Here is a 20,631-nt window from a genome sequence, read left to right as displayed (position 1 = left end):
CCGCCCGTGGCGCTAAAGCGCGCGCCATGACATCGCCCGATCGCCCGCACCGCAACTTCTATGGCCGCCTCAAGGGCAAGGCCCTGAAGTCGAGCCAGAAAACCTATCTGTCCGAGGATTTGGCAGCGCTGTCGCCCGGCGCGGTCGATTGGGAGTCGAACCCCGACCGCCAGCCGCTCGACTTGGCCGCGCTGTTCGGCACGCGGCCGGTCTGGCTGGAAATCGGCTTTGGCGGCGGCGAGCACCTGGTGCACCAGGCCGCGAACAACCCCGACACCGGCATCATCGGGGCCGAGCCCTACATCAACGGCGTCGCAATGCTGCTGGGTAAAATTCGCCGCGCCGGTGTCGACAACCTCGCCGTGCACCCGGGCGACGTGCGCGACCTGTTCGACGTACTGCCCGACGCGAGCATTAGCCGCGCCTTCCTGCTTTACCCCGACCCATGGCCCAAGGCGCGCCACCACCGCCGCCGTTTTGTGACGCCCGAACACCTGGTCCCGCTCGCCCGTGTGCTGAAGCCCGGGAGCATCTTCCGCGTCGCCACCGATATTCCCGACTATGTGCGCCAGACGCTGGAAGAAGTCCCGCGCGCTGGGTTCGAGTGGCTCGCGGAAACTGCAAGCGACTGGCGTACCCCATGGGACGACTGGCTGTCGACCCGCTATGAACAGAAGGCACTGCGCGAAGGCCGCACGCCCAACTACCTCACCTTCCGGCGTACCGACGCCCCCGCCTGACCAGTCCCAGCTTCACCTTCGCGAAAATACTCCGGGGGAGTCCCGCAGGGACGGGGGCAGGGCCCCCGCTTCGTTCTGATTGCCACCTTTCGGTGGCGGCGGGCAGGGCCCCCGCTTCGTTCTGATTGCCACCTCTCGGTGGCTGCGGGCAGACCCCTCTTCTCTCCCCATGAAAAACCTTTTAGAACGCCGCAACTGCCCTATTGCACGCGAGGTTTCTGAATGTCCGGCCATGGTACTGCGATCCCGATGATGTCCTCCCCCTGCGGGCCGCTCTCGGGAACGGCCGAGGTCCCGGGCGACAAGTCGATTTCGCATCGTTCGCTGATCCTTGGCGCGATGGCCGTGGGCGAAACCCGCATCACCGGCCTGCTGGAAGGCGAAGACGTGCTGGACACCGCTGCCGCCATGCGGGCCTTCGGCGCAGAGGTCACCGATCACGGGGGCGGTGCATGGTCCGTGCACGGTGTCGGAGTCGGTGGCTTTGCCGAACCGGGCCAAGTGATCGACTGCGGCAATTCCGGCACCGGCGTGCGGCTGATCATGGGGGCGATGGCCACCTCGCCAATTACGGCTACCTTCACGGGCGATGCCAGCCTCAACAAGCGCCCGATGGCGCGGGTCACCGATCCGCTGGCGTTGTTCGGCACCCGTGCCGTGGGCCGCGCGGGCGGGCGTCTGCCCATGACACTCGTGGGCGCCGCCGAACCCGTGCCCGTGCGCTATACGGTGCCCGTTCCCTCGGCTCAGGTGAAATCCGCCGTGCTGCTGGCCGGGCTCAACGCGCCGGGCCAGACCGTGGTGATCGAAAAGGAAGCCACCCGTGACCACACCGAACGGATGCTCGCAGGGTTTGGCGCCGAGATCACGACCGAAGAGACGGAAGAGGGCCGCGTCATCACGCTGACCGGCCAGCCTGAGCTGAAACCCCAGGTGATCGCGGTGCCGCGTGACCCATCGAGCGCTGCCTTTCCCGTCTGCGCGGCGCTGATCGTGCCCGGGTCCGATGTACTGGTGCCGGGGATCGGGCTGAACCCAACCCGTGCCGGCCTGTTCACTACCCTGCGCGAGATGGGCGCCGATCTGAGCTATGAAAACGAACGCACCGAAGGCGGCGAGCCGGTGGCCGATCTGCGCGCCCGCTTCTCGCCCGATATGCAGGGCATCGAAGTGCCGCCCGAGCGTGCAGCCAGCATGATCGACGAATACCCGATCCTGTCGGTTGTCGCGGCCAACGCGCGTGGCGTTACCATGATGCGCGGCGTGAAAGAGCTGCGCGTCAAGGAAAGCGACCGGATCGATGCCATGGCCGTGGGGCTGCGCACCTGCGGTGTGGACGTGGACGAAGGCGAGGACTGGTGGTCGGTCGCCGGCCTGGGCCCCGGCGCAGTGCCGGGCGGTGCGACCTGCGAAAGCCACCTTGATCATAGGATCGCGATGTCGTTCCTTGTCATGGGAATGGCGGCGCGATCGGCCGTTTCGGTGGACGATGGCGCGCCCATTGCCACATCCTTCCCGATCTTCGAGCCGCTGATGGCCCGCCTTGGCGCCGATCTGCGCCGCGCCTGACCCGACACCGGAGGATGCCATGAGCTTTACGGTCGCCATCGATGGGCCAGCCGCGGCTGGCAAGGGCACGATCTCGCGCGCGGTCGCGGCGCATTTCGGCTTTGCGCACCTGGACACGGGGTTGCTCTACCGGGCCGTGGGCGCCCGGGTGCTGGCAGGCGAGGCGCCGCTGGAGGCGGCTCACGCCCTTGTGGCCGAAGACCTTGACGCCGACGGGCTGCGCACGCCCGAGGTAGCTCAGGCGGCAAGTCGGGTTGCGGCGCTGCCGGATGTCCGCAGCGCGTTGGTCGATTTTCAGCGCGCCTTTGCCGCTCGCGCCGGGGGCGCGGTTCTGGATGGGCGCGACATCGGAACGGTGATCTGTCCGGATGCGCCGGCCAAGCTGTTCGTGACCGCCTCTGCCGAGTGTCGCGCCACCCGCCGCTACGACGAGTTGCGCGGAAACGGCCACGATGTGACGCGCGACGAAGTTCTTGCCGATGTCATCGCCCGCGACAAGCGCGACAGCGAACGCGCGACGGCGCCTTTGATCGCCGCCGAGGATGCGGTGACCATCGATACCTCGGACATGAGCATCGAAGAGGCGGTGGCCGCCGCCGTTGCGGCCATCCTGTCCAAAGACGGGCGCCCCGAGAATTAGAGAGCGGGCCGGGGGCGCTGCCCCCGTCCGCTTGCGCGGACTCCCCCGGGATATTTTCGGCCCAAAGAAGCTTCGGACTCCTTTTATTCTTTGGGCTTCAAATATCCCCGCCGGAGGCATCGCGCGTCAGCGCGATCTGGCGGCATCACCCCAGTTGCGACAGCGCGAGGGCGAGGGACAGGCCGATGGCGACGGCGATGCCGGTCCATTCGGAGTCCTCTCGGAAGGCCTTTGGGAAGACTTCGGTTGCGAGCGAGGCGAGCACGGCACCGGCGGCAAAGCAGTTGATCGTGGCGAGCAGGGGCTTTGGGGCGTTGGACAGCCCGGCGTAGCCACCATAGGCGGCGGCGGCGAGAAGCGCGGCCACCGCGCTCCAGAGGGCGAGGACCTGCCAGCGGCTGCGCCCGTCCGAGATCATCTGGCGAGCACCTCCGGCGGCTTCGGGCAGGTTCGACAGGAAGATCGACCCGGCCAGCGCGGCGACAGCCAGCGCATCGGCGCCGATCAGCGCGCTGCCGAGCGCCAGGTTTTCCGGCACCCCGTCCAGCGTCACGGCCAGCATCATCCCGGCGCCGCCGCTGTTGCGCAGGCGTTCGTTGACCCAGTAGTCGCCAGCCGAGAACAGCGCCGCGCCTGCCAGGATCGCAGCAATCGCGCCCCAAAGCGTCAGCGGGTCGACCGAGGGGCGGATCAGCTCGTCCATCACCGACACGATCAATGCGCCCCCGGCCAGTGCTACGACGAAGCCTTCGGTGCGCCTGCCAAGCCCGACATAAGCGCCCCATAGCGCGCCAAGGATCAGCGCGGCGGTGGTGATGCAGATGACGATGAGGACGGTCATTCCGGCCAACCCCCGGCGCACACCCCTGGTTCCGTGGGACTTGTGTCCGCGCCTGTAATGGCATATACGCGCGCCTGTCAAAGCGGCGGGACAGTCGCGGATCGAGCAGGGCCGGGTTCACCGGCCCTGTTTGCTTGCGCAAGACCTGCCTTGACCAATGTCTGTTCAAGACCGGCGGAGACAACCGCACGGCCAGTCAAACCGAAGAAAAAGGAAACCATAGGCCACATGGCTCAGAACGCATCCATGGAGGAATTCGAAGCCCTCCTGAACGAAAGCTTCGAAATGGACACGCCCGAAGAGGGCAGTGTTGTCAAAGGCAAGGTCATCGCGATCGAAGCGGGCCAGGCCATCATCGACGTCGGCTACAAGATGGAAGGCCGTGTCGAGCTGAAAGAATTTGCAAACCCCGGCGAAGCGCCCGACATCAGCGTCGGTGACGAGGTCGAGGTCTATCTGCGCCAGGTCGAGAACGCCCGTGGCGAGGCTGTCATCAGCCGTGAAATGGCCCGCCGCGAAGAAGCCTGGGATCGTCTGGAAAAAGCCTATGCCAGCGAAGAGCGTGTCGAAGGCGCGATCTTTGGCCGCGTCAAAGGCGGCTTTACCGTGGATCTGGGTGGCGCCGTTGCCTTCCTGCCCGGCAGCCAGGTTGACGTGCGCCCCGTGCGCGATGCCGGCCCGCTGATGGGTCTGAAGCAGCCGTTCCAGATTCTGAAAATGGACCGTCGTCGTGGCAACATCGTCGTGTCGCGTCGTGCCATCCTTGAAGAATCGCGTGCCGAGCAGCGTGCCGAAGTTATCGGCAACCTGAGCGAAGGCCAGGCGGTTGACGGTGTGGTCAAGAACATCACCGAATACGGGGCCTTCGTGGACCTGGGCGGTGTCGACGGCCTGCTGCACGTGACCGACATGGCATGGCGCCGTGTGAACCACCCCTCGGAAATCCTGTCGATCGGCGAAACCGTCAAGGTTCAGGTCATCAAGATCAACAAGGAAACCCACCGTATCAGCCTGGGCATGAAGCAGCTGCAGGAAGACCCGTGGGATCTGGTTGGCGCCAAGTATCCGCTGAGCTCGGTCCACAAGGGCCGCGTGACCAACATCACCGATTACGGCGCGTTCGTGGAACTTGAGCCGGGTGTCGAAGGTCTGGTGCACGTCTCGGAAATGTCCTGGACCAAGAAGAACGTCCACCCCGGCAAGATCGTATCGACCTCGCAGGAAGTGGATGTCATGGTTCTGGAGATCGACGGCGCCAAGCGTCGCGTTTCGCTGGGCCTGAAGCAGACCATGCGCAACCCGTGGGAAGTCTTTGCCGAAACTCACCCCGAAGGCACCGAAGTCGAGGGCGAGGTCAAGAACATCACCGAATTCGGTCTGTTCATCGGCCTGGAAGGCGAGATCGACGGCATGGTCCACCTGTCGGACCTGTCGTGGGACGAGCGTGGCGAAGATGCGATCCAGAACTACCGCAAGGGCGATGTGGTTCAGGCGGTTGTCTCGGAAGTCGACATCGAGAAAGAGCGCATCTCGCTCTCGATCAAGGCTCTGGGCGGCGACCGCTTTGCCGAAGCCGTTGGCGGCGTGAAGCGCGGGTCGATCATCACCGTGGCCGTGACCTCGATCGAGGATGGCGGCATCGAGGTGGAATACGAAGGCATGAAATCCTTCATCCGCCGCTCGGATCTGTCGCGTGACCGTGCCGAACAGCGCCCCGAGCGTTTCTCGGTCGGTGACAAGGTCGACGTGCGCGTGACCAACGTCGACAGCAAGACCCGCCGTCTGGGCCTGTCGATCAAGGCGCGCGAGATCGCTGAAGAGAAGGAAGCCGTCGAACAGTACGGTTCCTCCGATTCGGGCGCATCGCTGGGCGATATCCTTGGCGCGGCGCTGAAAGGCGACGAATAAGGCCCACCTGGCCACCCAGTCCGAAACGGACGGGGAGCGAACTTGCGAAAGGCCCTGCTGCTTATGCGGCGGGGCCTTTTGCTATGGTGGGAAGGGGCGAATCATAGGCTATGACCGGAGGAGACACCGCCGGGGCAGCAATGACATGGCGCCTGCAAACTGCCCCGTACCGGGCCGTCAAGTGCGGATGGCTGCCGAATTTCCCTAGATTATTCCGATAGTTCTGGTTTGCGAAGCGCGACAATGATCCTATAGTCATATCAAAGTCCAATGCGCCACCGCTGCTGCCTTGGGAGGGGCACCCACATGATCCGCTCGGAACTGATCCAGAAGATTGCCGAAGAAAATCCGCACCTGTACCAACGGGATGTCGAGCGGATCGTGAACACCGTATTCGAAGAAGTGACAGGCGCGATGGCGCGGGGAGACCGTGTCGAACTGCGCGGCTTCGGCGCGTTCTCGGTGAAAAAGCGGGATGCCCGCGTCGGGCGGAACCCGCGCACCGGCGAAACCGTTACCGTCGAGGAAAAGCATGTTCCGTTCTTCAAGACTGGCAAACTGTTGCGCGACCGGCTGAACGGCAAGGAAGAGTAGGACCGCCCCAATGCGCTATATCCGCTATGCCTTCCTTGCGGCGCTTGCCATCGTGGTAATTTCGGTGTCGCTGGCCAATCGCGAGCTGGTGACGCTGAACCTTTTGCCGGCCGAGCTGGCGGAGTTTCTGGGGCTGAACTGGACGATATCGCTGCCTCTGTTTCTTGTGGTGCTGGGCGGCATTGTTGCTGGCTTGGTGATCGGGTTCATCTGGGAATGGCTGCGTGAACACAAACACCGCCGGGTTGCCAGCGTGAAGGCCCGCGAAGTCGACAAGTTGGAGCGCGAGGTGGTCCGCCTGAAGGGCGAGCGAAACCAGAACCGCGACGAGGTTCTGGCGATCCTGGACGAAGCCAGCTGAGCGACATGACGGGCACGGCCATCAAGTTCTGCGGCCTGACTCAGGCCGCCGACATCGACGCGGCCGTGGCGGCGGATGCGCGCTATGTCGGTTTTGTGTTTTTCCCGGCATCGCCGCGCAACATCACCCGCGAGGTGGCGCGCGATCTGGCGTTGATGGTGCCGCCGGGCGTGATGAAAGTGGCGCTGACCGTGAATGCCGATGATGCGCTGCTGGACGACATCGTGGCGGATGTGCCTTTGGATATGCTGCAGCTGCACGGCACAGAAGCAGCCGAGCGGGTGGCCGAGGTGAGGGCACGCTACGGCCTGCCAGTGATGAAGGCCGTGGGGGTGGCGACTGCCGATGATCTGCCCGCGCTTGACACCTATGGCCGCGTCGCAAACCAGTTGCTGGTGGATGCGAAGCCACCGCCGGGAGCGGATTTGCCTGGGGGCAACGGACTCGCCTTTGACTGGCGCCTGATCGCCGGGCGACGCTGGCCGGTGCCGTGGATGCTGGCGGGCGGCCTGACGCCCGAGAATGTGGCGCAGGCGGTGGCGATGACGGGGGCACGACAGGTCGACGTGTCGTCAGGCGTCGAACGCGCGCCGGGCGTCAAGGATGCGCGACGCATGGCCGATTTCGCCGCTGCGCTCGCGTGACGCGGCCCCGTGCCAATGGCCCGCTTTACCCCGGCGGGCATTGCCGATAAACGCAGAAAAGACCTGACGGGAGAGCGCCAATGGCCGACGATCTTTTCAACTCCTTCATGACGGGCCCCGATGAAAATGGCCGTTTTGGCGATTTTGGCGGGCGGTTCGTTTCGGAAACGCTGATGCCGCTGATCCTGCAACTGGAAGCGGAATACGAGAAGGCCAAGACCGACCAGAGTTTCTGGGACGAGATGGACGATCTTTGGGCGAATTACGTCGGCCGCCCCAGCCCGCTGTATTACGCCGAGCGCCTGACCGAGCATCTGGGCGGGGCCAAGATTTACCTGAAGCGGGACGAGCTGAACCACACCGGCGCCCACAAGATCAACAATGTGCTGGGCCAGATCATCCTGGCGCGGCGCATGGGCAAGACCCGGATCATCGCCGAAACCGGTGCAGGCCAGCATGGCGTGGCCACGGCAACGGTCTGCGCGAAATTCGGTCTGAAATGCGTGGTCTACATGGGCGCGCATGATGTTGAACGGCAAAAGCCCAACGTATTCCGCATGCGGCTGCTGGGCGCCGAGGTGGTGCCGGTGACCTCTGGTCGTGGCACGCTGAAGGACGCGATGAACGACGCGCTGCGCGACTGGGTGACCAATGTGCGCGATACCTTCTATTGCATTGGCACGGTGGCGGGGCCACACCCCTATCCGGCGATGGTGCGCGATTTCCAGGCCATCATCGGCAAGGAAGTCCGCTGGCAGCTGGCCGAGCAGGAAGGCGAGGGGCGCCTGCCTGACACCGTGATCGCGGCCATCGGCGGCGGGTCGAACGCGATGGGGCTGTTCTTTCCATTCCTCGACGACACCGAGGTGAACATCATCGGGGTCGAGGCCGGCGGCAAGGGCGTGACCGAGAAGATGGAGCATTGCGCGTCGCTGACCGGCGGTCGGCCCGGCGTGCTGCACGGCAACCGCACCTATCTTCTTCAGGACGACGACGGGCAGATCCTTGAAGGGTTTTCCATCTCGGCGGGGCTGGATTACCCGGGGATCGGGCCGGAACACGCCTGGCTGCACGATGTGGGGCGCGCGCAATACGTTTCGATCACCGACAAAGAGGCGCTTGAGGCGTTTCAGCTGTCCTGTGCGCTGGAAGGGATCATTCCCGCGCTCGAACCCAGCCACGCGCTGGCCCATGTGATGAAGATCGCGCCCGAGCTGCCCAAGGACCATATCATCGTGATGAACATGTGCGGGCGTGGCGACAAGGATATCTTTACCGTCGCCAAGCACCTTGGCTTTGACATGGCCGAGTAGATACCGGCCTTGCGCGCGGGCCTAACCCTCGTGCAGGACGGTTTCAAACCCCTCGAACTGCGGATGCCCGACCATCGGGCTTTCGCCTTCGCGGTTACCCGCGTTTTTGTGGGCGTCGCGAAACTGTTCCGATTTGGTCCAGGCCTCGAAATCGGCCTTGCTGTCCCAGATCACGTGGCTGGAATACAGCGTGTGATCGTCGGATTTCGGGCCTTTCAGCAGGCGGAATTCACGAAAGCCCTGCATCTCGCTCAGGCGGCTTTCACGGGATTTCCAGATGGTTTCGAAATCGGCCTCGCGACCAGGGCGGATCTTGAAGCGGTTCATCGCGATAAAGCTCATGGGATGGTCCAGTCATTGTCAGGTTACAGGGGCGCTGGCTGAACATGGCTGGCTTGCGCCGCACTAATCAGGAAAACGCATTGGGGGTCAAGCCGCAGGATCGGTGGCATGGGAGCGCAATATCTCCAGCGAAACCACGTCAAGCGCGCGCAGGTGGGTGGCCTTCAGGTTGATCTGCGGCGCGCATCCTTCCTCGGCCGCCTGAGCGAAACGGCTGGCGCAAAGGCACCATGAATCCCCCGGTTTCAGCCCGTCAAATCCGTATTCGGGGCGCGGCGTTGACAGATCGTTACCTACATATTTCGAATAGGCCAGGAATTCCCGAGTCATGATGGCGCAGACCGTGTGGCTGCCCTGATCGGCGGCGCAGGTGTTGCAATGCCCGTCGCGGAAAAACCCGGTCACCGGCGAGACAGAGCAGGGGGCAAGCGGGCCGCCCAGAACATTGACGCTGGCATCGGGCTGCATGGCGGGATCCTTCGGTTCGTTGGTTACCCCCAAGTCTAGCGCGAATTGCGCGGTCTGTCAGTGGCGCGCCATCACTTGAACCGGTCGAGCAGCTTTTCCAGCGGCGACCGGGTGTCGGCGGGCGGTTCGGTGGCAGTGTCGCGCGATTCCCCTTCGGTTTCCTTAACGGCTGCCTCGGGCGCGGCTTTCGGTTTTTTCTGTCCGGTCGAGGGGCGCGGCGGAGCGACCCTCAGGGCAATTGCGTTGCTGGCGCGGGCGGCATCGCCCCGGGCCAGATCGGGTGCACCGTCAGACAGGCCGCGCAGCACATCGTCGATCCAGGCTTCATCCGCCTTGGCGAAATCGTGCAGCACGTAGCCCGGCACCGCCTCTTTGCGTCCGGGGTGGCCCACGCCGATGCGCACGCGGCCATATTCGGGGCCGATATGCTGATGCACGGATCGCAGCCCGTTGTGCCCCGCATGACCGCCGCCGCGCTTCAGCTTGACCTTGCCGGGGGGCAGGTCGATTTCGTCGTGCACGACCCAGACATCCTCTGGTGTCAGCTTGTAAAACCGCATCGCCTCGCCCACGGCTTGCCCCGACAGGTTCATGAAGGTTTCGGGCTTCAGCAACAGCGCCTTGTCGTCGCCCAACCGGCCTTCGGTCAGGCTGCCTTGAAACCGGCCGCGCCACGGGGCGAACCCATGGTCCTCGGCGATCTGGTCCAGCGCCATAAAGCCGATGTTGTGACGGTTGCGGGCGTATTTCGGGCCGGGGTTGCCCAGGCCGACAAGCAGGATCATGGCGCGGTCTTTCCGTTTGTGGCGATGTGCCTCCGGTGATGCCGAAAACCGCCGGGAATTTCCAGTGCCCCGGTCCAGAAACGCAAAACGGGGCCGCAAGGGCCCCGTCTCACAGCAACGCTAATGCACAGCTTATTCTTCTGCGGCCTCTTCGCCGGCGTCTTCGGCTTCGGCCTCTTCATCGTCACCCGAAGAACGCAGGCCCGACGGAGCGGACACGTTGGCGATCACGAAGTCGCGGTCGATGGTTGCCTTGGCGCCATCGGGCAGCGTCACCGAGGAAATGGTGATGCTGTCGCCGATGTTGGCGCCCGACACGTCGATGGTGATGTGATCGGGGATATCGCCCGCGGTCACGACCAGTTCCACCTCGGGGCGGACCAACGTCAGAACGCCACCCTTGCGCAGGCCGGGGCAGCTCTCTTCGCCCACAACTTCAACCGGGATGTACAGGTTGATCTTGGTGGTGCGGCGCAGGCGCATGAAATCGACGTGCGTCGGCAGGTCTTTCACCACGTCGCGCTGAACGTCGCGGCAGATCACGCGCACGTCGTCGTGGCCTTCAACCTTCATGTTGAACAGCGTCGACTTGAAGCGCCCGGCGCGCAGTTTCTTCAACAGGACGTTGAAGGGAATGTTGATCGGCAGCGGATCATTGTCGCCACCAAAAACGATTCCGGGAACCAGGCCGTCACGACGTGCCTGACGAGCGGCGCCCTTGCCTGTCCCCGTCCGTTCCTGGGCGATGAGATCGGGAATCTCTCCAGCCATAGGTCTATCTCCATAAGTAGGGGCGGGGCTCCTCCAAGGCTGTAGCCCCGCGTGAAGCCGCGCGTATAGACCGGATTCGACCGCAGGGAAAGCCCTTTTGCGCAAGGCGCGACGGGCGGCTACAGCGCGGTTTCAAGGTGCCCGCCCGCGTCAACCAGCCGGGCATACAGATCGAATTCCGCCTGCCGCGCGACGACGAGTTTGCGGCGGGTGTCCGGCTCCAGCTCGGCCGCGACGGGGGGCGAGACATTGCGCGCCTTCAGGGTGATCGGCTCGCCAAAGCGGGCGTCAAGGAAGGCGTGCAGTTTCAGCGGGGATTCATGGGCAAACAGGTGATGTACTAGCAGCTTGCCCTTGCCCGAGGTCAGCATGGCAAACTGGCTGCCGATGCCCGCATAGGGCGGCGGATCGTCAGAGATCACCGCCCGCACGAATTCATCGAATCCGATGCCCTCGGTCGATAGGGCCGAGCCCTGCTTTGCCTCGCGCGCGCGATAGCGAAACCAGCTGCGGATCTGCTCCTCGGGCTCGCGCATCACGGCAAAGCGGTCGGGGCGCATGTCGAATTCGGTGTTGAGGAACGGCGCGATCCGGTTGTGAAACCGCTGCGCCGTCAGGTGCTTGCGCTTCTTGGTAAAGATGATGTCGGCGCGCGGCTTCAACGCCAGCTCTATCGCGGTGGTCCCGGTCTTGGGCACCGCGATGAAGGCCAGGTTCTGCGCCGAGAAGACGAGCATCGCCTAATCCTGCCAGGTGCCTTCGAACCCCTGCGGGATCAGCAGGTTGTGGCGCCCAAGATTGGCCACGTTGGTTTCGCCGCAGAGCGCCATCGTCATGTCGAGTTCCTTGCGGATGACTTCGAGCGCGGTGCTCACACCCTTTTGCCCCATGGCGCCAAGGCCATAGATGTAGGACCGCCCGATCATCGTGCCGTTTGCGCCCATCGCCAGCGCCTTCAGCACGTCCTGACCCGACCGGATGCCGCTGTCGAGATGCACCTCGATATCGCCGCCCACGGCGTCCAGGATCGGGGTCAGCATTCGGATCGAACTGAGTGCGCCATCGAGCTGACGCCCGCCGTGGTTCGACACGGTGATCGCATCGGCGCCGACCTTCACGGCCATCTTGGCGTCTTCCGGGTCAAGGATGCCTTTCAGGATCACCTTGCCGCCCCATTGCTCCATCAGCTTGCTGATCTTGGACCAGTCCAGCGTCAGGTCGAACTGCTGCGCTGTCCATGCGCCCAACGAGGCCGGATCGTCGATGCCGTCGACATGGCCCACGATATTGCCGAACTCGCGCCGCTTGGCGCCCAGCATTTCGATGCCCCAGGCCCATTTCGTGGCGAGGTTCGCAATCGTGCGCGCGGTCAGCTTGGGCGGGGCGGACAGGCCGTTCTTCAGGTCCTTGTGGCGCTGCCCCAGCAATTGCAGGTCCAGCGTGATGACCAGCGCGGAACAGCCCGCGTCCTTGGCCCGCTGGATCAGCCGCGAGGTGTAATCGGTGTCGTTCATCGTATACAGCTGAAACCAGAACGGTTTCGTCGTCGCCTCGGCCACGTCCTCGATCGAATTGATCGACATGGTCGACAGCGTATAGGGCACGCCGAACGCCTCGGCCGCGCGGGCGGCCTTGATCTCGCCATCGGCGTGCTGCATCCCCGTTAGCCCCACGGGGGCCAGTGCCACCGGCATCGTAACATCCTGCCCGATCATCTTGCCGGCGGTCGAGCGGCCCGACATATCCACGGCCACTTTCTGGCGCAGGCGGATCTGTTCGAAATCGGTGGTGTTCTCGCGAAAGGTCTGCTCCGTCCAGCTGCCGCTTTCGGCGTAGTCGTAGAACATGCGCGGCACGCGGCGTTCATGGATGCGCTTCAGGTCGGCGATGTTGGTGATGACGGGCATGGCGGGCCTTTCACGGTAAACGGTTAGGTTTCTTTACCAATGCCGTCGCGTTCAGGCAATCGCGCGTGATCGTGCGGGGCTGGAACCGTTCCGACGCGCAGGTCATAGTCATCTACAAACGGGGAGAGACAGATGTTTTACGAAGATATGCCGGTCGGCAAGACCTATGCCACCGGAACCAAAACGCTGAGCGCCGAGGAGATCATCGCCTTTGGCAAACAGTGGGACAACCAGCCGTTCCATGTGGACGAAGCGGCGGCGAAAGAGTCGGTCTTCGGCGGGCTGATCGCCAGCGGGTTTCACACCATCCTGACTGCCTTCAACCTGACGCTTCAGGCCAGCGACTGGTCGGAAAGTTCGATGGGGTCGCCCGGCATGGCGGATGTGCGCTGGATCAAACCGGTCTACGCGGGCGATACGCTGCGGGTCGAGGCAGAGGTGACAGCGGCCAAGCCGTCAAAATCGAAACCCGACCGTGGCTTCGTCGATGTACAATACAACATCCTGAACCAGAACGATGTGCTGGTGTCGTCCTATCATTCGACCCACATGCTGAAACGGCGCGACGCCTAGCTCAGGAATTTTTCGCGGCACCAGCCAAGGTAGCGAATCGAATCGGCGATCAGGTCGTTGTCTTCCGGCGGCAGCCGGTTCAGCGCGACCTGAAAGGCCGCGCGTTTCTGTTCGTATGTGCCGCTGACGTGGCGGCCAAGGATGTTGGTCGCCGCGATGGCCCCCTCATCGGCGTTGCGTGGCGTGAACAGCCCGCGCCCTGCCAGAACCCAAGCAGAATAAGAAAAGTAAGCCGCGCATTGCAGCGCCTTTGCCTCGTCGCCCTGGTAGACGCGGGTTTCAGCCATGGCGCCCGGCGCCAGACCCAGTTGTGCGGCGCACAGCAGGGCGCCAAGAAAGCTGCGAAGTGCCATTGTTTGCTCCACCGGAAACAATTGCCGATGAAGCAGGGATAATCGCCGCTAGTGGCCTGCAAATGGCAACAGACCGTTCATTTCTGGGCAACAATCAGGCGGAATGCGCGCCGTCGGCCAATCCGCGCACGAAAGCCAGCACATCGGCCACGGATTTGCCATGTTCGATCTGGCTGACAATGGCCGAGCCGACAACCGTGCCATCGGCCACCCCGGCGATGGCCTTGGCGGTTTCGGGCGTCTTGACACCAAAGCCCACGATCACCGGCAGATCGGTGCCCGCCTTGATGCGCGCGACCTCGGGGGCGACATCGTCGGCCTGCGCCTCGGCCGAGCCGGTGATCCCGGTGATCGAGACGTAATAGACAAACCCCGAGGTGTTCTGAAGCACGCGCGGCAGGCGCGCATCATCGGTGGTGGGCGTGGCAAGGCGGATGAAATTCAGCCCGGCCTCCTGCGCAGGAATGCACAGCTCGCTGTCTTCTTCGGGCGGCAGGTCGACGATGATCAGCCCGTCGATGCCGGCCTCTTTCGCTTGTTCCAGGAATTTCGGCACGCCCCGGCTGTAGATCGGGTTGTAATAGCCCATCATCACGATCGGCGTTGTGGTGTCGCCTTCGCGAAAGGCCCGGGCCAGCGCCAGCGTCTTGTCCAGCGTCATCCCGCCTTCCAGCGCGCGTTGCCCGGCCAGCTGGATCGTCGGCCCATCGGCCATCGGATCGGTAAAGGGCAGGCCCAGCTCGATCACGTCGACCCCGGCACCCGGCAACCCGCGCACGATCTCAAGCGAGGTGTCGTAATCGGGATCGCCCGCCATGACATAGGCAACAAAGGCCTTCTGGCCCTTGGACTTCAGGTCGGCGAACTTGGCATCGATGCGGGTCATGGGTGCAATCCTGTGGAACGGTTTCCCGCTGTTGCCAAATACGGGGCCGGAAATCAATGCACCATCCGGCCCGTCGGCTGTTGTCACCTTGGCTCAGAAGGCCAGATGATAGCGTACCAGCAGCGCGTTGACGCCGGGGTTGTAGCTTTTGGTCGAGGCATTGCTTTTGTGTGTCAGGGCCATCGACACGGCATTGCCCGAGGGCAGGGTGCGCCCAACGCCCAGCAACGAGCGGAAGTGGAAGTGCCCGCCCAGATTATTCGCCGCAGTGCCCGCGTCGTAATAGCCGGGCATCGTGCTGGCCTCGATGAACCAGTCGTTTTTCAGCCGCCATTTCGCACCCAGACCAACGCCGGCATAGCTGTCGCCTTCGCCATCGTGATCGGCGGCGATCAGCGTTGAAATTTCGATCACCCGGCCCGAATAGAAAGGGGCAAATTGATACTCGAGGCTCAGTGTGGCCGTATCGCGGCCGCGGGCGTCGCTGAAATCGGAATACCCGGCGCCAAGGACGAGGGATTGCGCCTGCGCGGAAATGGCGGCCACCATCAGACCGAATGCCAGAGCGAGTGTTTTCATCGTGCGAACTTTCGAAAGCTGAGAAGCGGTAAAATATGTCTTTCGCGCCAGAAGCCAAGGGGCCGTGCTGCGCATCACCTGTGCATTGTTGCGGCGATGCGTCACCGGGGGAGGGAGGGGCGCTTGCGCATCACGGCGATGCTGATAGAAGCGGCCCGTTGCAACGCAAAGAGGCCTGATATGGGATTCAAGATGGGGATCGTCGGACTGCCGAACGTGGGCAAGTCGACGCTGTTCAACGCGCTGACACGCACCGCTGCCGCCCAAGCTGCAAATTTTCCCTTCTGCACCATCGAACCCAACGTGGGCGAGGTCGCTGTGCCCGACGCGCGGCTTGACCGGCTGGCTGCGATTGCCAGCTCGAAACAGATCATCCCGACGCGGATGACCTTCGTCGATATTGCGGGCCTCGTGAAGGGTGCCAGCAAGGGCGAGGGCCTTGGCAACCAGTTCCTTGCCAACATCCGCGAGGTCGACGCCATCGCCCATGTGCTGCGCTGCTTCGAAGACGGCGACGTGACCCATGTCGAAGGCCGCGTCGATCCGGTTGCCGATGCCGACACCATCGAAACCGAACTGATGCTGGCCGATCTCGAATCGATCGAGAAGCGCCGCGCCAACCTGGTGCGCAAGCTCAAGGGCAACGACAAGGAAGCCCAGCAGCAGGACCGCCTGCTGGCCGCCGCCCAGGCCGCGCTGGAAGACGGCCGCCCGGCCCGCACCGTCGAGGTGGACGCCGAAGACGCCCGCGCGTGGAAGGGGCTGCAACTGCTGACCACGAAACCGGTGCTCTACGTCTGCAACGTGGCCGAGGATGAATCGGCAACCGGCAACGCCCATTCCGCCCGCGTGGCCGAGATGGCCGCCGCACAGGGCAACGCCCATGTCATCATCTCGGCCCGGATCGAGGAAGAGATCAGCCAGCTCGAAACCGACGAAGCTGAAATGTTCCTGTCGGAAATGGGCCTCGAAGAACCGGGCCTCGACCGGCTGATCCGCGCCGGCTACGAATTGCTGCAACTGGAAACCTATTTCACCGTTGGCCCGAAAGAGGCGCGCGCCTGGACGATCCGCCAGGGCACCTCGGCCCCCCAGGCCGCCGGCGTGATCCACGGCGATTTTGAAAAAGGCTTCATCCGCGCGGAAACCATCGCCTTTGACGACTTCGTCGCGCTGGGCGGCGAACAGGGCGCCAAAGAAGCGGGCAAGATGCGCGCCGAGGGCAAGAGCTATGTCGTCAAGGACGGCGACGTGCTGCATTTCCTCTTCAATACCTAAGCCCCCACCCCCGGGCGTCTTTGGGCGAAAAATATCCCGGGGGAGTCCCGCAGGGACGGGGGCAGAGCCCCCCTGTCCTTCGCCACAGCACCGAGTGATCGGACCTTGGGATAGCCCTGTGACGGGCTGACGCTCTGACAGGCCCAAACCGGGCCACTCTGTCTAAAATTTCGAAAATTTCGCATCTGCTGGGGATCCTCAGCAGCTCTGGCGGCATGGGCGCTTGAAAATCATCGATAATTACGACGTGTCGCCAAAAATGTGAATATTTTGATTGACCTGCGTCAAATATAGATATTTTTTACCGCCGGGAGGTGGCCATGACGCAAGTAACGCAAACAGATTCGGCACCGGGCGTGCTGGCCCGCATCGACAGCGTGATCGCACGGGCGGAAACCGTTCTGATCGGTGCGTTGATGCTGGCGATCTTTGGCCTGTTGATGCTCAACGTGATCTCGCGCAGCATCGGCAGCCCGGTGATCTGGGTGGACGAGGCCGCGGTCTTCCTGATGATCTGGGTCGCGCTGACCGGAGCGTCGCTCGCGCTCTTCGCGCGTCAGCACCTTGCCGTGACTCTTCTGCCCGACTTGCTGAGCGAATCTGCGCGTCACGCCCTCGCGCGCGCGGTCGATGTGCTGCTGTTTGGCTTCTTCCTGCTCTTCGCCGTGATCCTGTGGATGTGGTTCGATCCGATCACCCTCTGGCAGGCAGGCTCGGTCCGCGAATTTTCGCGTGCGACATTCAACTTCCTCTATCAGGAGCCGACGGTGACCCTGGGTATCCGCAAAATCTGGTTCTGGCTGGCGATGCCGGTCTTCTGTTTCTGCGGCTTGGTCCATACCGGTGCGCACATCCTTGGCCGGGGCGGGGTGCGAACATGATCGCGGCGGGCAGTTTTCTTGGCTTCCTCCTGGCGGGGGTGCCGATCTCCTTCGCGCTGATCCTGCTCGCGCTGGTCTATATCGCGGTCACCGGCAACTGGATCCTGTTGCAATCCTTCCCTCAGCAACTGTTCGGCGGGATGGAGAATTACGGCCTGCTGGCGCTGCCGCTGTTCATCCTGCTGGGTGAATTCATGAACGCGGGCGGCATCGGGCGGCGCCTGATGACGCTGGCGATGGCGACGCTCGGCTCGATCCGGGGCGGGCTGGCCTATGTAAACCTTGTCGCCAACATGATGATGGCCTCGATCCTTGGTTCGACCGTCGCGCAGATCACCATCATGTCGCGCATCGCCGTCCCGGAAATGGAGCGGGCGGGCTATCCCAAGGATGTCAGCGTCGCCATCACCGCCGCGGGCGGGTTGCTGGCCCCGATCATCCCGCCTTCGATGATGTTCATCATCTTTGGCGTCATCGCGCAGTTACCGATTGGAGACCTGTTCATCGCCGGAATCGTGCCGGGGGTGATGATGTTCGTCGGCTTCATCGCGGTGATCGCGTGGCTGGGTCGCAAACATGGCTTCCCCGCGACCGAAAAGATGCCCCTGCGCGCGCGCGGTGCGGCGGTGCTGAACGCATTGCCGGCGGCGCTGATCCCCATCGTCATCGTCGGCACAATTCTGGGCGGCATCGCCACTCCGACCGAAGCGGCAGCCATTGCGGCTGCGGCGGCGGCGCTGATCGGGCTTTTCATCTACCGCGAGATGTCGCCAGCCGATATCCTGCCCGCCTTTGTCAGCGCCGGGCGCAACTCGGCCGTGGTGCTGTTCCTGATCGCAGCGGCGCAGATTTTCAGCTGGGTCATCACCTTTGAGAACCTGCCCGCGATGGTGGCGCAGTGGATGCAGTCGCTCACGACCTCGCCCATTCTGTTCCTGCTGATGCTCAACCTGCTGCTGCTGATGCTGGGGATGGTGGTTGATCCGATCCCGGCAATCATCCTGATCGTGCCGGTGTTCCTGCCGGTGGCGCAAGGGGTCTACGGTATCGACCCGTTCCAGTTTGGCGTCATCATCTGCCTCAACCTGACGATGGGCCTGCTGACACCCCCCGTCGGCACGGGACTGTTCACCGCGGCCTTGATGAGCGGATTACGCGCCGAGCGGATCGCCCGGCTGATCATGCCCTTCCTTGCCTCGATCGCGCTGGTGCTGATCCTGCTGGCTGTGTTCCCGTCGCTCTCGACCGCGCTGAAGGATGCGCTTTGATGGCTCGGGTTCTGATCCTTGGGGGCGGCTTGATCGGCGCAGGTTGGGCAGCGGCCTTCGCGGGCGCCGGGCATCAAGCCATCGTGGCCGACCCCGACCCAGAGGCAGGAGCCCGAGTCGCGCAGGCATGGCAGGCGGCGCAGCCTGTCATGGCCGCGCTGGGCACTTTGCGCGACGGCGCGGAACCGCCCCTGCATGTGACAAACGCCGCCGACGCGCCCACGCCCGATCTGGTGCAAGAGGCGCTGCCTGAAACGCTTGCCCTGAAACACCGCGCGCTGGCGGCGCTGGAGCCGCTGATCGCAATTGATGCGCCGATCGCCTCGTCGTCCTCGGGGTTCACGCCGGGCGATATCGCGCGCGGTATGGCGCATCCCGACCGGCTGTTCATCGCGCACCCGTGCAACCCGCCTTACCTGATGCCGACGGTCGAACTGGTCGGGCAGGCGACCACACCGCCAAAGTTGCTGGATAGGGCCGAGGCGATCTATGCCGCGATGGGGAAAACCGTGTTGCGCATGGCCCGCCCAATGCAGGGGCATCTGGTCAACCGGCTGCAATTCGCGCTGTGGCGCGAGGCGGTGCACCTTGTCGCCTCGGGTGCGGCCACGCTGCCCGATGTCGAACGCGCCGTGTCCGAAGGACTCGCGCCGCGCTGGTGCCTGATGGGGCCGGGCGGGGTGTTTCACCTGTCGGGCGGGCCGCGTGGGATGGCCGGATATGTCGATGCGCTTGGCCCCGCGACCGAGGCCATGTGGGCCGATCTGGGCACACCGGATTTGAATGACGCCACTGCCGCCGCGCTGATCGCGGGGATGCAGACGACTGACGCGCGCGATCCGGCCGTGCTGGCCGCCGCACGAGATCGCGCCTTGCCGCAGGTGGTTCGCGCCCTTGCGCCAATTCGCGAAGAGTATTCCAAACAGGGAGAGAACTGATGACCATATTTCGCACTCTTGCACTGGGGCTTGGCGCCCTTGTGCTGCCGCTGGCGGCGCAGGCCGAACAATACCGGCTGGGGCTGATAACGCCGCCGCCGCACCAGTGGACGATTTCCGCAACCGAAGCCGCGGCCGAGATCAAGGAAAAGACCGAAGGTCGCGTTGATATCCTGATCTTCCCCTCGGGCCAGTTGGGCAACGAGGCGCAGATGCTCCAGCAGTTGCAGACCGGGGCGATGGATTTCGCCTTCTTCACGCTGGGTGAATTCGCCAACCGCGATCCGAACTATGGTATCTTCCTTGCGCCCTTCATCGCAGAAGATGTGGCCGCCGCGCGGGATCTGCTGAAGGGCGAGACCGCCCAGACGCTGCTGGACGGCATGGCCGATTTCGGGCTGGTCGGGTTCGGCTGGGGCATGGCCGGGATGCGGATCATCGTCACCGGCACCGAGGTCGAAACGGTCGACGATCTGGCGGGCAAGAAAATCCGCACCATCCCGTTCGCGCCGGAACTGGCGTTCTGGGAAAGCCTTGGCGCGGCGCCCACGCCAATGCCGCTGCCTGCGCTTTACGATGCCTTTGCCAATGGGCAGGTCGACGGGATGCAGATCGACGTGGAAGGCACGTGGAACACAAAATACTATGAGCACGCCGGGTCGATCATCGTGTCGAACCACATGATGTTCCCGATGGCCGCCATTGGGTCTGGCCGCAAATGGGCCTCGATCTCCGAGGCGGACCGCGCCGTGATCGACGAGGTCTTTGCCCGCACCCTCGACGATATGGTTGCGAAATACGGCGAGATCGACGCCAAGTATAAGGCCGATCTGGAAACCACCGATGTGCCGGTGAAGGTGGTTGGCCGCGACTGGTTCGGTCCTGCGATTGACGTATGGTACACCGAATGGCGCGAGAAAGCGCCGATGCTGAAGGATCTCGAGGCCGAAGCGGCACAGTAACCTCTCGCCCCGCGCGACCGCGCCGCCCGG

General features: G+C 63.8%; 24 protein-coding genes. 14 read left to right on the top strand and 10 right to left on the bottom strand.

The window, feature by feature from the left end; translation table 11 throughout:
• Nucleotides 1-26: 26 nt before the first annotated feature.
• The 3 genes from trmB to FGK64_RS05420 all read left to right on the top strand — a co-directional run bounded on the left by trmB (nucleotide 27) and on the right by FGK64_RS05420 (nucleotide 2,949).
• Nucleotides 27-740, top strand: a complete 714-nt coding sequence (gene trmB / locus FGK64_RS05430) for a tRNA (guanine(46)-N(7))-methyltransferase TrmB (RefSeq protein ID WP_138862747.1) — start codon at nucleotides 27-29, stop codon at nucleotides 738-740.
• 222 nt (nucleotides 741-962) lie between these two features.
• Nucleotides 963-2,309, top strand: coding sequence for a 3-phosphoshikimate 1-carboxyvinyltransferase (aroA, locus tag FGK64_RS05425; RefSeq protein ID WP_138862746.1), 1,347 nt, complete (start codon nucleotides 963-965; stop codon nucleotides 2,307-2,309).
• A 19-nt stretch (nucleotides 2,310-2,328) separates the two neighbouring features.
• Nucleotides 2,329-2,949: a (d)CMP kinase gene (locus FGK64_RS05420; protein WP_138862745.1), complete on the top strand. Its 621-nt coding sequence runs from the start codon at nucleotides 2,329-2,331 to the stop codon at nucleotides 2,947-2,949.
• A 145-nt stretch (nucleotides 2,950-3,094) separates the two neighbouring features.
• Here FGK64_RS05420 and FGK64_RS05415 read toward each other — a convergent pair whose 3' ends face one another.
• Entirely contained in the window at nucleotides 3,095-3,790 is a 696-nt protein-coding gene (locus tag FGK64_RS05415; RefSeq protein WP_138862744.1) for a ZIP family metal transporter, read from the bottom strand.
• Nucleotides 3,791-4,018: 228 nt separating this feature from the next.
• Here FGK64_RS05415 and rpsA point away from each other — a divergent pair, with 228 nt between their 5' ends.
• The 5 genes from rpsA to trpB all read left to right on the top strand — a co-directional run bounded on the left by rpsA (nucleotide 4,019) and on the right by trpB (nucleotide 8,610).
• Nucleotides 4,019-5,698 (top strand): 30S ribosomal protein S1, encoded by a 1,680-nt coding sequence (rpsA, locus tag FGK64_RS05410; protein WP_138862743.1) that lies wholly within the window; start codon nucleotides 4,019-4,021, stop codon nucleotides 5,696-5,698.
• 306 nt (nucleotides 5,699-6,004) lie between these two features.
• Nucleotides 6,005-6,292 (top strand): integration host factor subunit beta, encoded by a 288-nt coding sequence (gene ihfB, locus FGK64_RS05405; protein WP_138862742.1) that lies wholly within the window; start codon nucleotides 6,005-6,007, stop codon nucleotides 6,290-6,292.
• 10 nt (nucleotides 6,293-6,302) lie between these two features.
• Entirely contained in the window at nucleotides 6,303-6,653 is a 351-nt protein-coding gene (locus FGK64_RS05400) for a lipopolysaccharide assembly protein LapA domain-containing protein (protein WP_138862741.1), read from the top strand.
• Between the two features lie 5 nt (nucleotides 6,654-6,658).
• The gene (locus FGK64_RS05395) at nucleotides 6,659-7,297 is read left to right on the top strand and encodes a phosphoribosylanthranilate isomerase (RefSeq protein ID WP_138862740.1); all 639 of its coding nucleotides are present in this window, start codon (nucleotides 6,659-6,661) and stop codon (nucleotides 7,295-7,297) included.
• Between the two features lie 80 nt (nucleotides 7,298-7,377).
• Nucleotides 7,378-8,610, top strand: coding sequence for a tryptophan synthase subunit beta (gene trpB / locus FGK64_RS05390; protein ID WP_138862739.1), 1,233 nt, complete (start codon nucleotides 7,378-7,380; stop codon nucleotides 8,608-8,610).
• A gap of 21 nt (nucleotides 8,611-8,631) precedes the next feature.
• On the opposite strand, the gene hmuQ is transcribed toward trpB, so the two are convergent.
• The 6 genes from hmuQ to FGK64_RS05360 all read right to left on the bottom strand — a co-directional run bounded on the left by hmuQ (nucleotide 8,632) and on the right by FGK64_RS05360 (nucleotide 12,883).
• On the bottom strand, nucleotides 8,632-8,952 hold the full coding sequence (hmuQ, locus tag FGK64_RS05385) for a heme-degrading protein HmuQ (protein WP_138862738.1): 321 nt from the start codon (nucleotides 8,950-8,952) through the stop codon (nucleotides 8,632-8,634).
• An 87-nt stretch (nucleotides 8,953-9,039) separates the two neighbouring features.
• Nucleotides 9,040-9,420 carry a DUF2237 family protein gene (locus tag FGK64_RS05380; RefSeq protein WP_138862737.1) on the bottom strand — a complete coding sequence of 127 codons (381 nt, stop codon included), beginning with the start codon at nucleotides 9,418-9,420 and terminating at the stop codon, nucleotides 9,040-9,042.
• Nucleotides 9,421-9,491: 71 nt separating this feature from the next.
• The gene (gene pth, locus FGK64_RS05375) at nucleotides 9,492-10,205 is read right to left on the bottom strand and encodes an aminoacyl-tRNA hydrolase (RefSeq protein ID WP_138862736.1); all 714 of its coding nucleotides are present in this window, start codon (nucleotides 10,203-10,205) and stop codon (nucleotides 9,492-9,494) included.
• A 132-nt stretch (nucleotides 10,206-10,337) separates the two neighbouring features.
• Nucleotides 10,338-10,976, bottom strand: a complete 639-nt coding sequence (locus FGK64_RS05370) for a 50S ribosomal protein L25/general stress protein Ctc (protein ID WP_138862735.1) — start codon at nucleotides 10,974-10,976, stop codon at nucleotides 10,338-10,340.
• Nucleotides 10,977-11,095: 119 nt separating this feature from the next.
• Nucleotides 11,096-11,713 (bottom strand): sulfotransferase family protein, encoded by a 618-nt coding sequence (locus tag FGK64_RS05365; RefSeq protein WP_138862734.1) that lies wholly within the window; start codon nucleotides 11,711-11,713, stop codon nucleotides 11,096-11,098.
• 3 nt (nucleotides 11,714-11,716) lie between these two features.
• Entirely contained in the window at nucleotides 11,717-12,883 is a 1,167-nt protein-coding gene (locus FGK64_RS05360) for an alpha-hydroxy acid oxidase (protein ID WP_138862733.1), read from the bottom strand.
• A gap of 132 nt (nucleotides 12,884-13,015) precedes the next feature.
• Here FGK64_RS05360 and FGK64_RS05355 point away from each other — a divergent pair, with 132 nt between their 5' ends.
• Nucleotides 13,016-13,456 carry a MaoC family dehydratase gene (locus FGK64_RS05355; RefSeq protein WP_138862732.1) on the top strand — a complete coding sequence of 147 codons (441 nt, stop codon included), beginning with the start codon at nucleotides 13,016-13,018 and terminating at the stop codon, nucleotides 13,454-13,456.
• On the opposite strand, the gene FGK64_RS05350 is transcribed toward FGK64_RS05355, so the two are convergent.
• The 3 genes from FGK64_RS05350 to FGK64_RS05340 form a co-directional block, all read right to left on the bottom strand.
• Nucleotides 13,453-13,809: a hypothetical protein gene (locus FGK64_RS05350; protein WP_138862731.1), complete on the bottom strand. Its 357-nt coding sequence runs from the start codon at nucleotides 13,807-13,809 to the stop codon at nucleotides 13,453-13,455. The two genes, FGK64_RS05355 and FGK64_RS05350, sit on opposite strands and share 4 nt — an antisense overlap.
• 94 nt (nucleotides 13,810-13,903) lie before the next feature.
• Nucleotides 13,904-14,695 (bottom strand): tryptophan synthase subunit alpha, encoded by a 792-nt coding sequence (trpA, locus tag FGK64_RS05345; RefSeq protein WP_138862730.1) that lies wholly within the window; start codon nucleotides 14,693-14,695, stop codon nucleotides 13,904-13,906.
• A 93-nt stretch (nucleotides 14,696-14,788) separates the two neighbouring features.
• The gene (locus FGK64_RS05340) at nucleotides 14,789-15,274 is read right to left on the bottom strand and encodes an acyloxyacyl hydrolase (protein ID WP_138862729.1); all 486 of its coding nucleotides are present in this window, start codon (nucleotides 15,272-15,274) and stop codon (nucleotides 14,789-14,791) included.
• Between the two features lie 180 nt (nucleotides 15,275-15,454).
• Between FGK64_RS05340 and ychF the strand changes: the two genes are divergently transcribed.
• The 5 genes from ychF to FGK64_RS05315 all read left to right on the top strand — a co-directional run bounded on the left by ychF (nucleotide 15,455) and on the right by FGK64_RS05315 (nucleotide 20,601).
• Nucleotides 15,455-16,552 carry a redox-regulated ATPase YchF gene (ychF, locus tag FGK64_RS05335; RefSeq protein WP_138862728.1) on the top strand — a complete coding sequence of 366 codons (1,098 nt, stop codon included), beginning with the start codon at nucleotides 15,455-15,457 and terminating at the stop codon, nucleotides 16,550-16,552.
• Between the two features lie 320 nt (nucleotides 16,553-16,872).
• Nucleotides 16,873-17,433 carry a TRAP transporter small permease gene (locus FGK64_RS05330; RefSeq protein WP_138862727.1) on the top strand — a complete coding sequence of 187 codons (561 nt, stop codon included), beginning with the start codon at nucleotides 16,873-16,875 and terminating at the stop codon, nucleotides 17,431-17,433.
• A complete protein-coding gene (locus FGK64_RS05325; protein WP_138862726.1) occupies nucleotides 17,430-18,701 on the top strand; it encodes a TRAP transporter large permease in 1,272 nt (423 codons plus the stop codon). Before FGK64_RS05330 ends, FGK64_RS05325 begins: the two co-directional genes overlap by 4 nt.
• Nucleotides 18,701-19,639 (top strand): 3-hydroxyacyl-CoA dehydrogenase NAD-binding domain-containing protein, encoded by a 939-nt coding sequence (locus FGK64_RS05320; RefSeq protein ID WP_138862725.1) that lies wholly within the window; start codon nucleotides 18,701-18,703, stop codon nucleotides 19,637-19,639. The genes FGK64_RS05325 and FGK64_RS05320 overlap by 1 nt, the downstream gene beginning before the upstream one ends.
• On the top strand, nucleotides 19,639-20,601 hold the full coding sequence (locus tag FGK64_RS05315) for a TRAP transporter substrate-binding protein (RefSeq protein WP_138862724.1): 963 nt from the start codon (nucleotides 19,639-19,641) through the stop codon (nucleotides 20,599-20,601). Before FGK64_RS05320 ends, FGK64_RS05315 begins: the two co-directional genes overlap by 1 nt.
• Nucleotides 20,602-20,631 lie beyond the last annotated feature (30 nt).

The sequence above is a fragment of the Arenibacterium halophilum genome (genome assembly GCF_005938225.1).
GTDB lineage: Bacteria > Pseudomonadota > Alphaproteobacteria > Rhodobacterales > Rhodobacteraceae > Arenibacterium > Arenibacterium halophilum.
This window is presented reverse-complemented; position numbering and strand designations above follow the sequence as displayed.

Bases quoted from the DNA above. Each gene is read 5' to 3' on its own strand.
- aroA (WP_138862746.1), top strand. From the start codon at position 963: ATGTCCGGCCATGGTACTGCGATCCCGATGATGTCCTCCCCCTGCGGG.
- pth (WP_138862736.1), bottom strand. From the start codon at position 10,205: ATGATCCTGCTTGTCGGCCTGGGCAACCCCGGCCCGAAATACGCCCGC.
- ihfB (WP_138862742.1), top strand. From the start codon at position 6,005: ATGATCCGCTCGGAACTGATCCAGAAGATTGCCGAAGAAAATCCGCAC.
- ychF (WP_138862728.1), top strand. From the start codon at position 15,455: ATGGGATTCAAGATGGGGATCGTCGGACTGCCGAACGTGGGCAAGTCG.
- trpB (WP_138862739.1), top strand. From the start codon at position 7,378: ATGGCCGACGATCTTTTCAACTCCTTCATGACGGGCCCCGATGAAAAT.
- FGK64_RS05415 (WP_138862744.1), bottom strand. From the start codon at position 3,790: ATGACCGTCCTCATCGTCATCTGCATCACCACCGCCGCGCTGATCCTT.
- FGK64_RS05380 (WP_138862737.1), bottom strand. From the start codon at position 9,420: ATGCAGCCCGATGCCAGCGTCAATGTTCTGGGCGGCCCGCTTGCCCCC.
- FGK64_RS05325 (WP_138862726.1), top strand. From the start codon at position 17,430: ATGATCGCGGCGGGCAGTTTTCTTGGCTTCCTCCTGGCGGGGGTGCCG.
- FGK64_RS05370 (WP_138862735.1), bottom strand. From the start codon at position 10,976: ATGGCTGGAGAGATTCCCGATCTCATCGCCCAGGAACGGACGGGGACA.
- hmuQ (WP_138862738.1), bottom strand. From the start codon at position 8,952: ATGAGCTTTATCGCGATGAACCGCTTCAAGATCCGCCCTGGTCGCGAG.
- FGK64_RS05340 (WP_138862729.1), bottom strand. From the start codon at position 15,274: ATGAAAACACTCGCTCTGGCATTCGGTCTGATGGTGGCCGCCATTTCC.
- FGK64_RS05315 (WP_138862724.1), top strand. From the start codon at position 19,639: ATGACCATATTTCGCACTCTTGCACTGGGGCTTGGCGCCCTTGTGCTG.
- FGK64_RS05330 (WP_138862727.1), top strand. From the start codon at position 16,873: ATGACGCAAGTAACGCAAACAGATTCGGCACCGGGCGTGCTGGCCCGC.
- FGK64_RS05365 (WP_138862734.1), bottom strand. From the start codon at position 11,713: ATGCTCGTCTTCTCGGCGCAGAACCTGGCCTTCATCGCGGTGCCCAAG.
- rpsA (WP_138862743.1), top strand. From the start codon at position 4,019: ATGGCTCAGAACGCATCCATGGAGGAATTCGAAGCCCTCCTGAACGAA.
- trmB (WP_138862747.1), top strand. From the start codon at position 27: ATGACATCGCCCGATCGCCCGCACCGCAACTTCTATGGCCGCCTCAAG.
- FGK64_RS05420 (WP_138862745.1), top strand. From the start codon at position 2,329: ATGAGCTTTACGGTCGCCATCGATGGGCCAGCCGCGGCTGGCAAGGGC.
- FGK64_RS05400 (WP_138862741.1), top strand. From the start codon at position 6,303: ATGCGCTATATCCGCTATGCCTTCCTTGCGGCGCTTGCCATCGTGGTA.
- FGK64_RS05395 (WP_138862740.1), top strand. From the start codon at position 6,659: ATGACGGGCACGGCCATCAAGTTCTGCGGCCTGACTCAGGCCGCCGAC.
- FGK64_RS05320 (WP_138862725.1), top strand. From the start codon at position 18,701: ATGGCTCGGGTTCTGATCCTTGGGGGCGGCTTGATCGGCGCAGGTTGG.
- FGK64_RS05350 (WP_138862731.1), bottom strand. From the start codon at position 13,809: ATGGCACTTCGCAGCTTTCTTGGCGCCCTGCTGTGCGCCGCACAACTG.
- trpA (WP_138862730.1), bottom strand. From the start codon at position 14,695: ATGACCCGCATCGATGCCAAGTTCGCCGACCTGAAGTCCAAGGGCCAG.
- FGK64_RS05360 (WP_138862733.1), bottom strand. From the start codon at position 12,883: ATGCCCGTCATCACCAACATCGCCGACCTGAAGCGCATCCATGAACGC.
- FGK64_RS05355 (WP_138862732.1), top strand. From the start codon at position 13,016: ATGTTTTACGAAGATATGCCGGTCGGCAAGACCTATGCCACCGGAACC.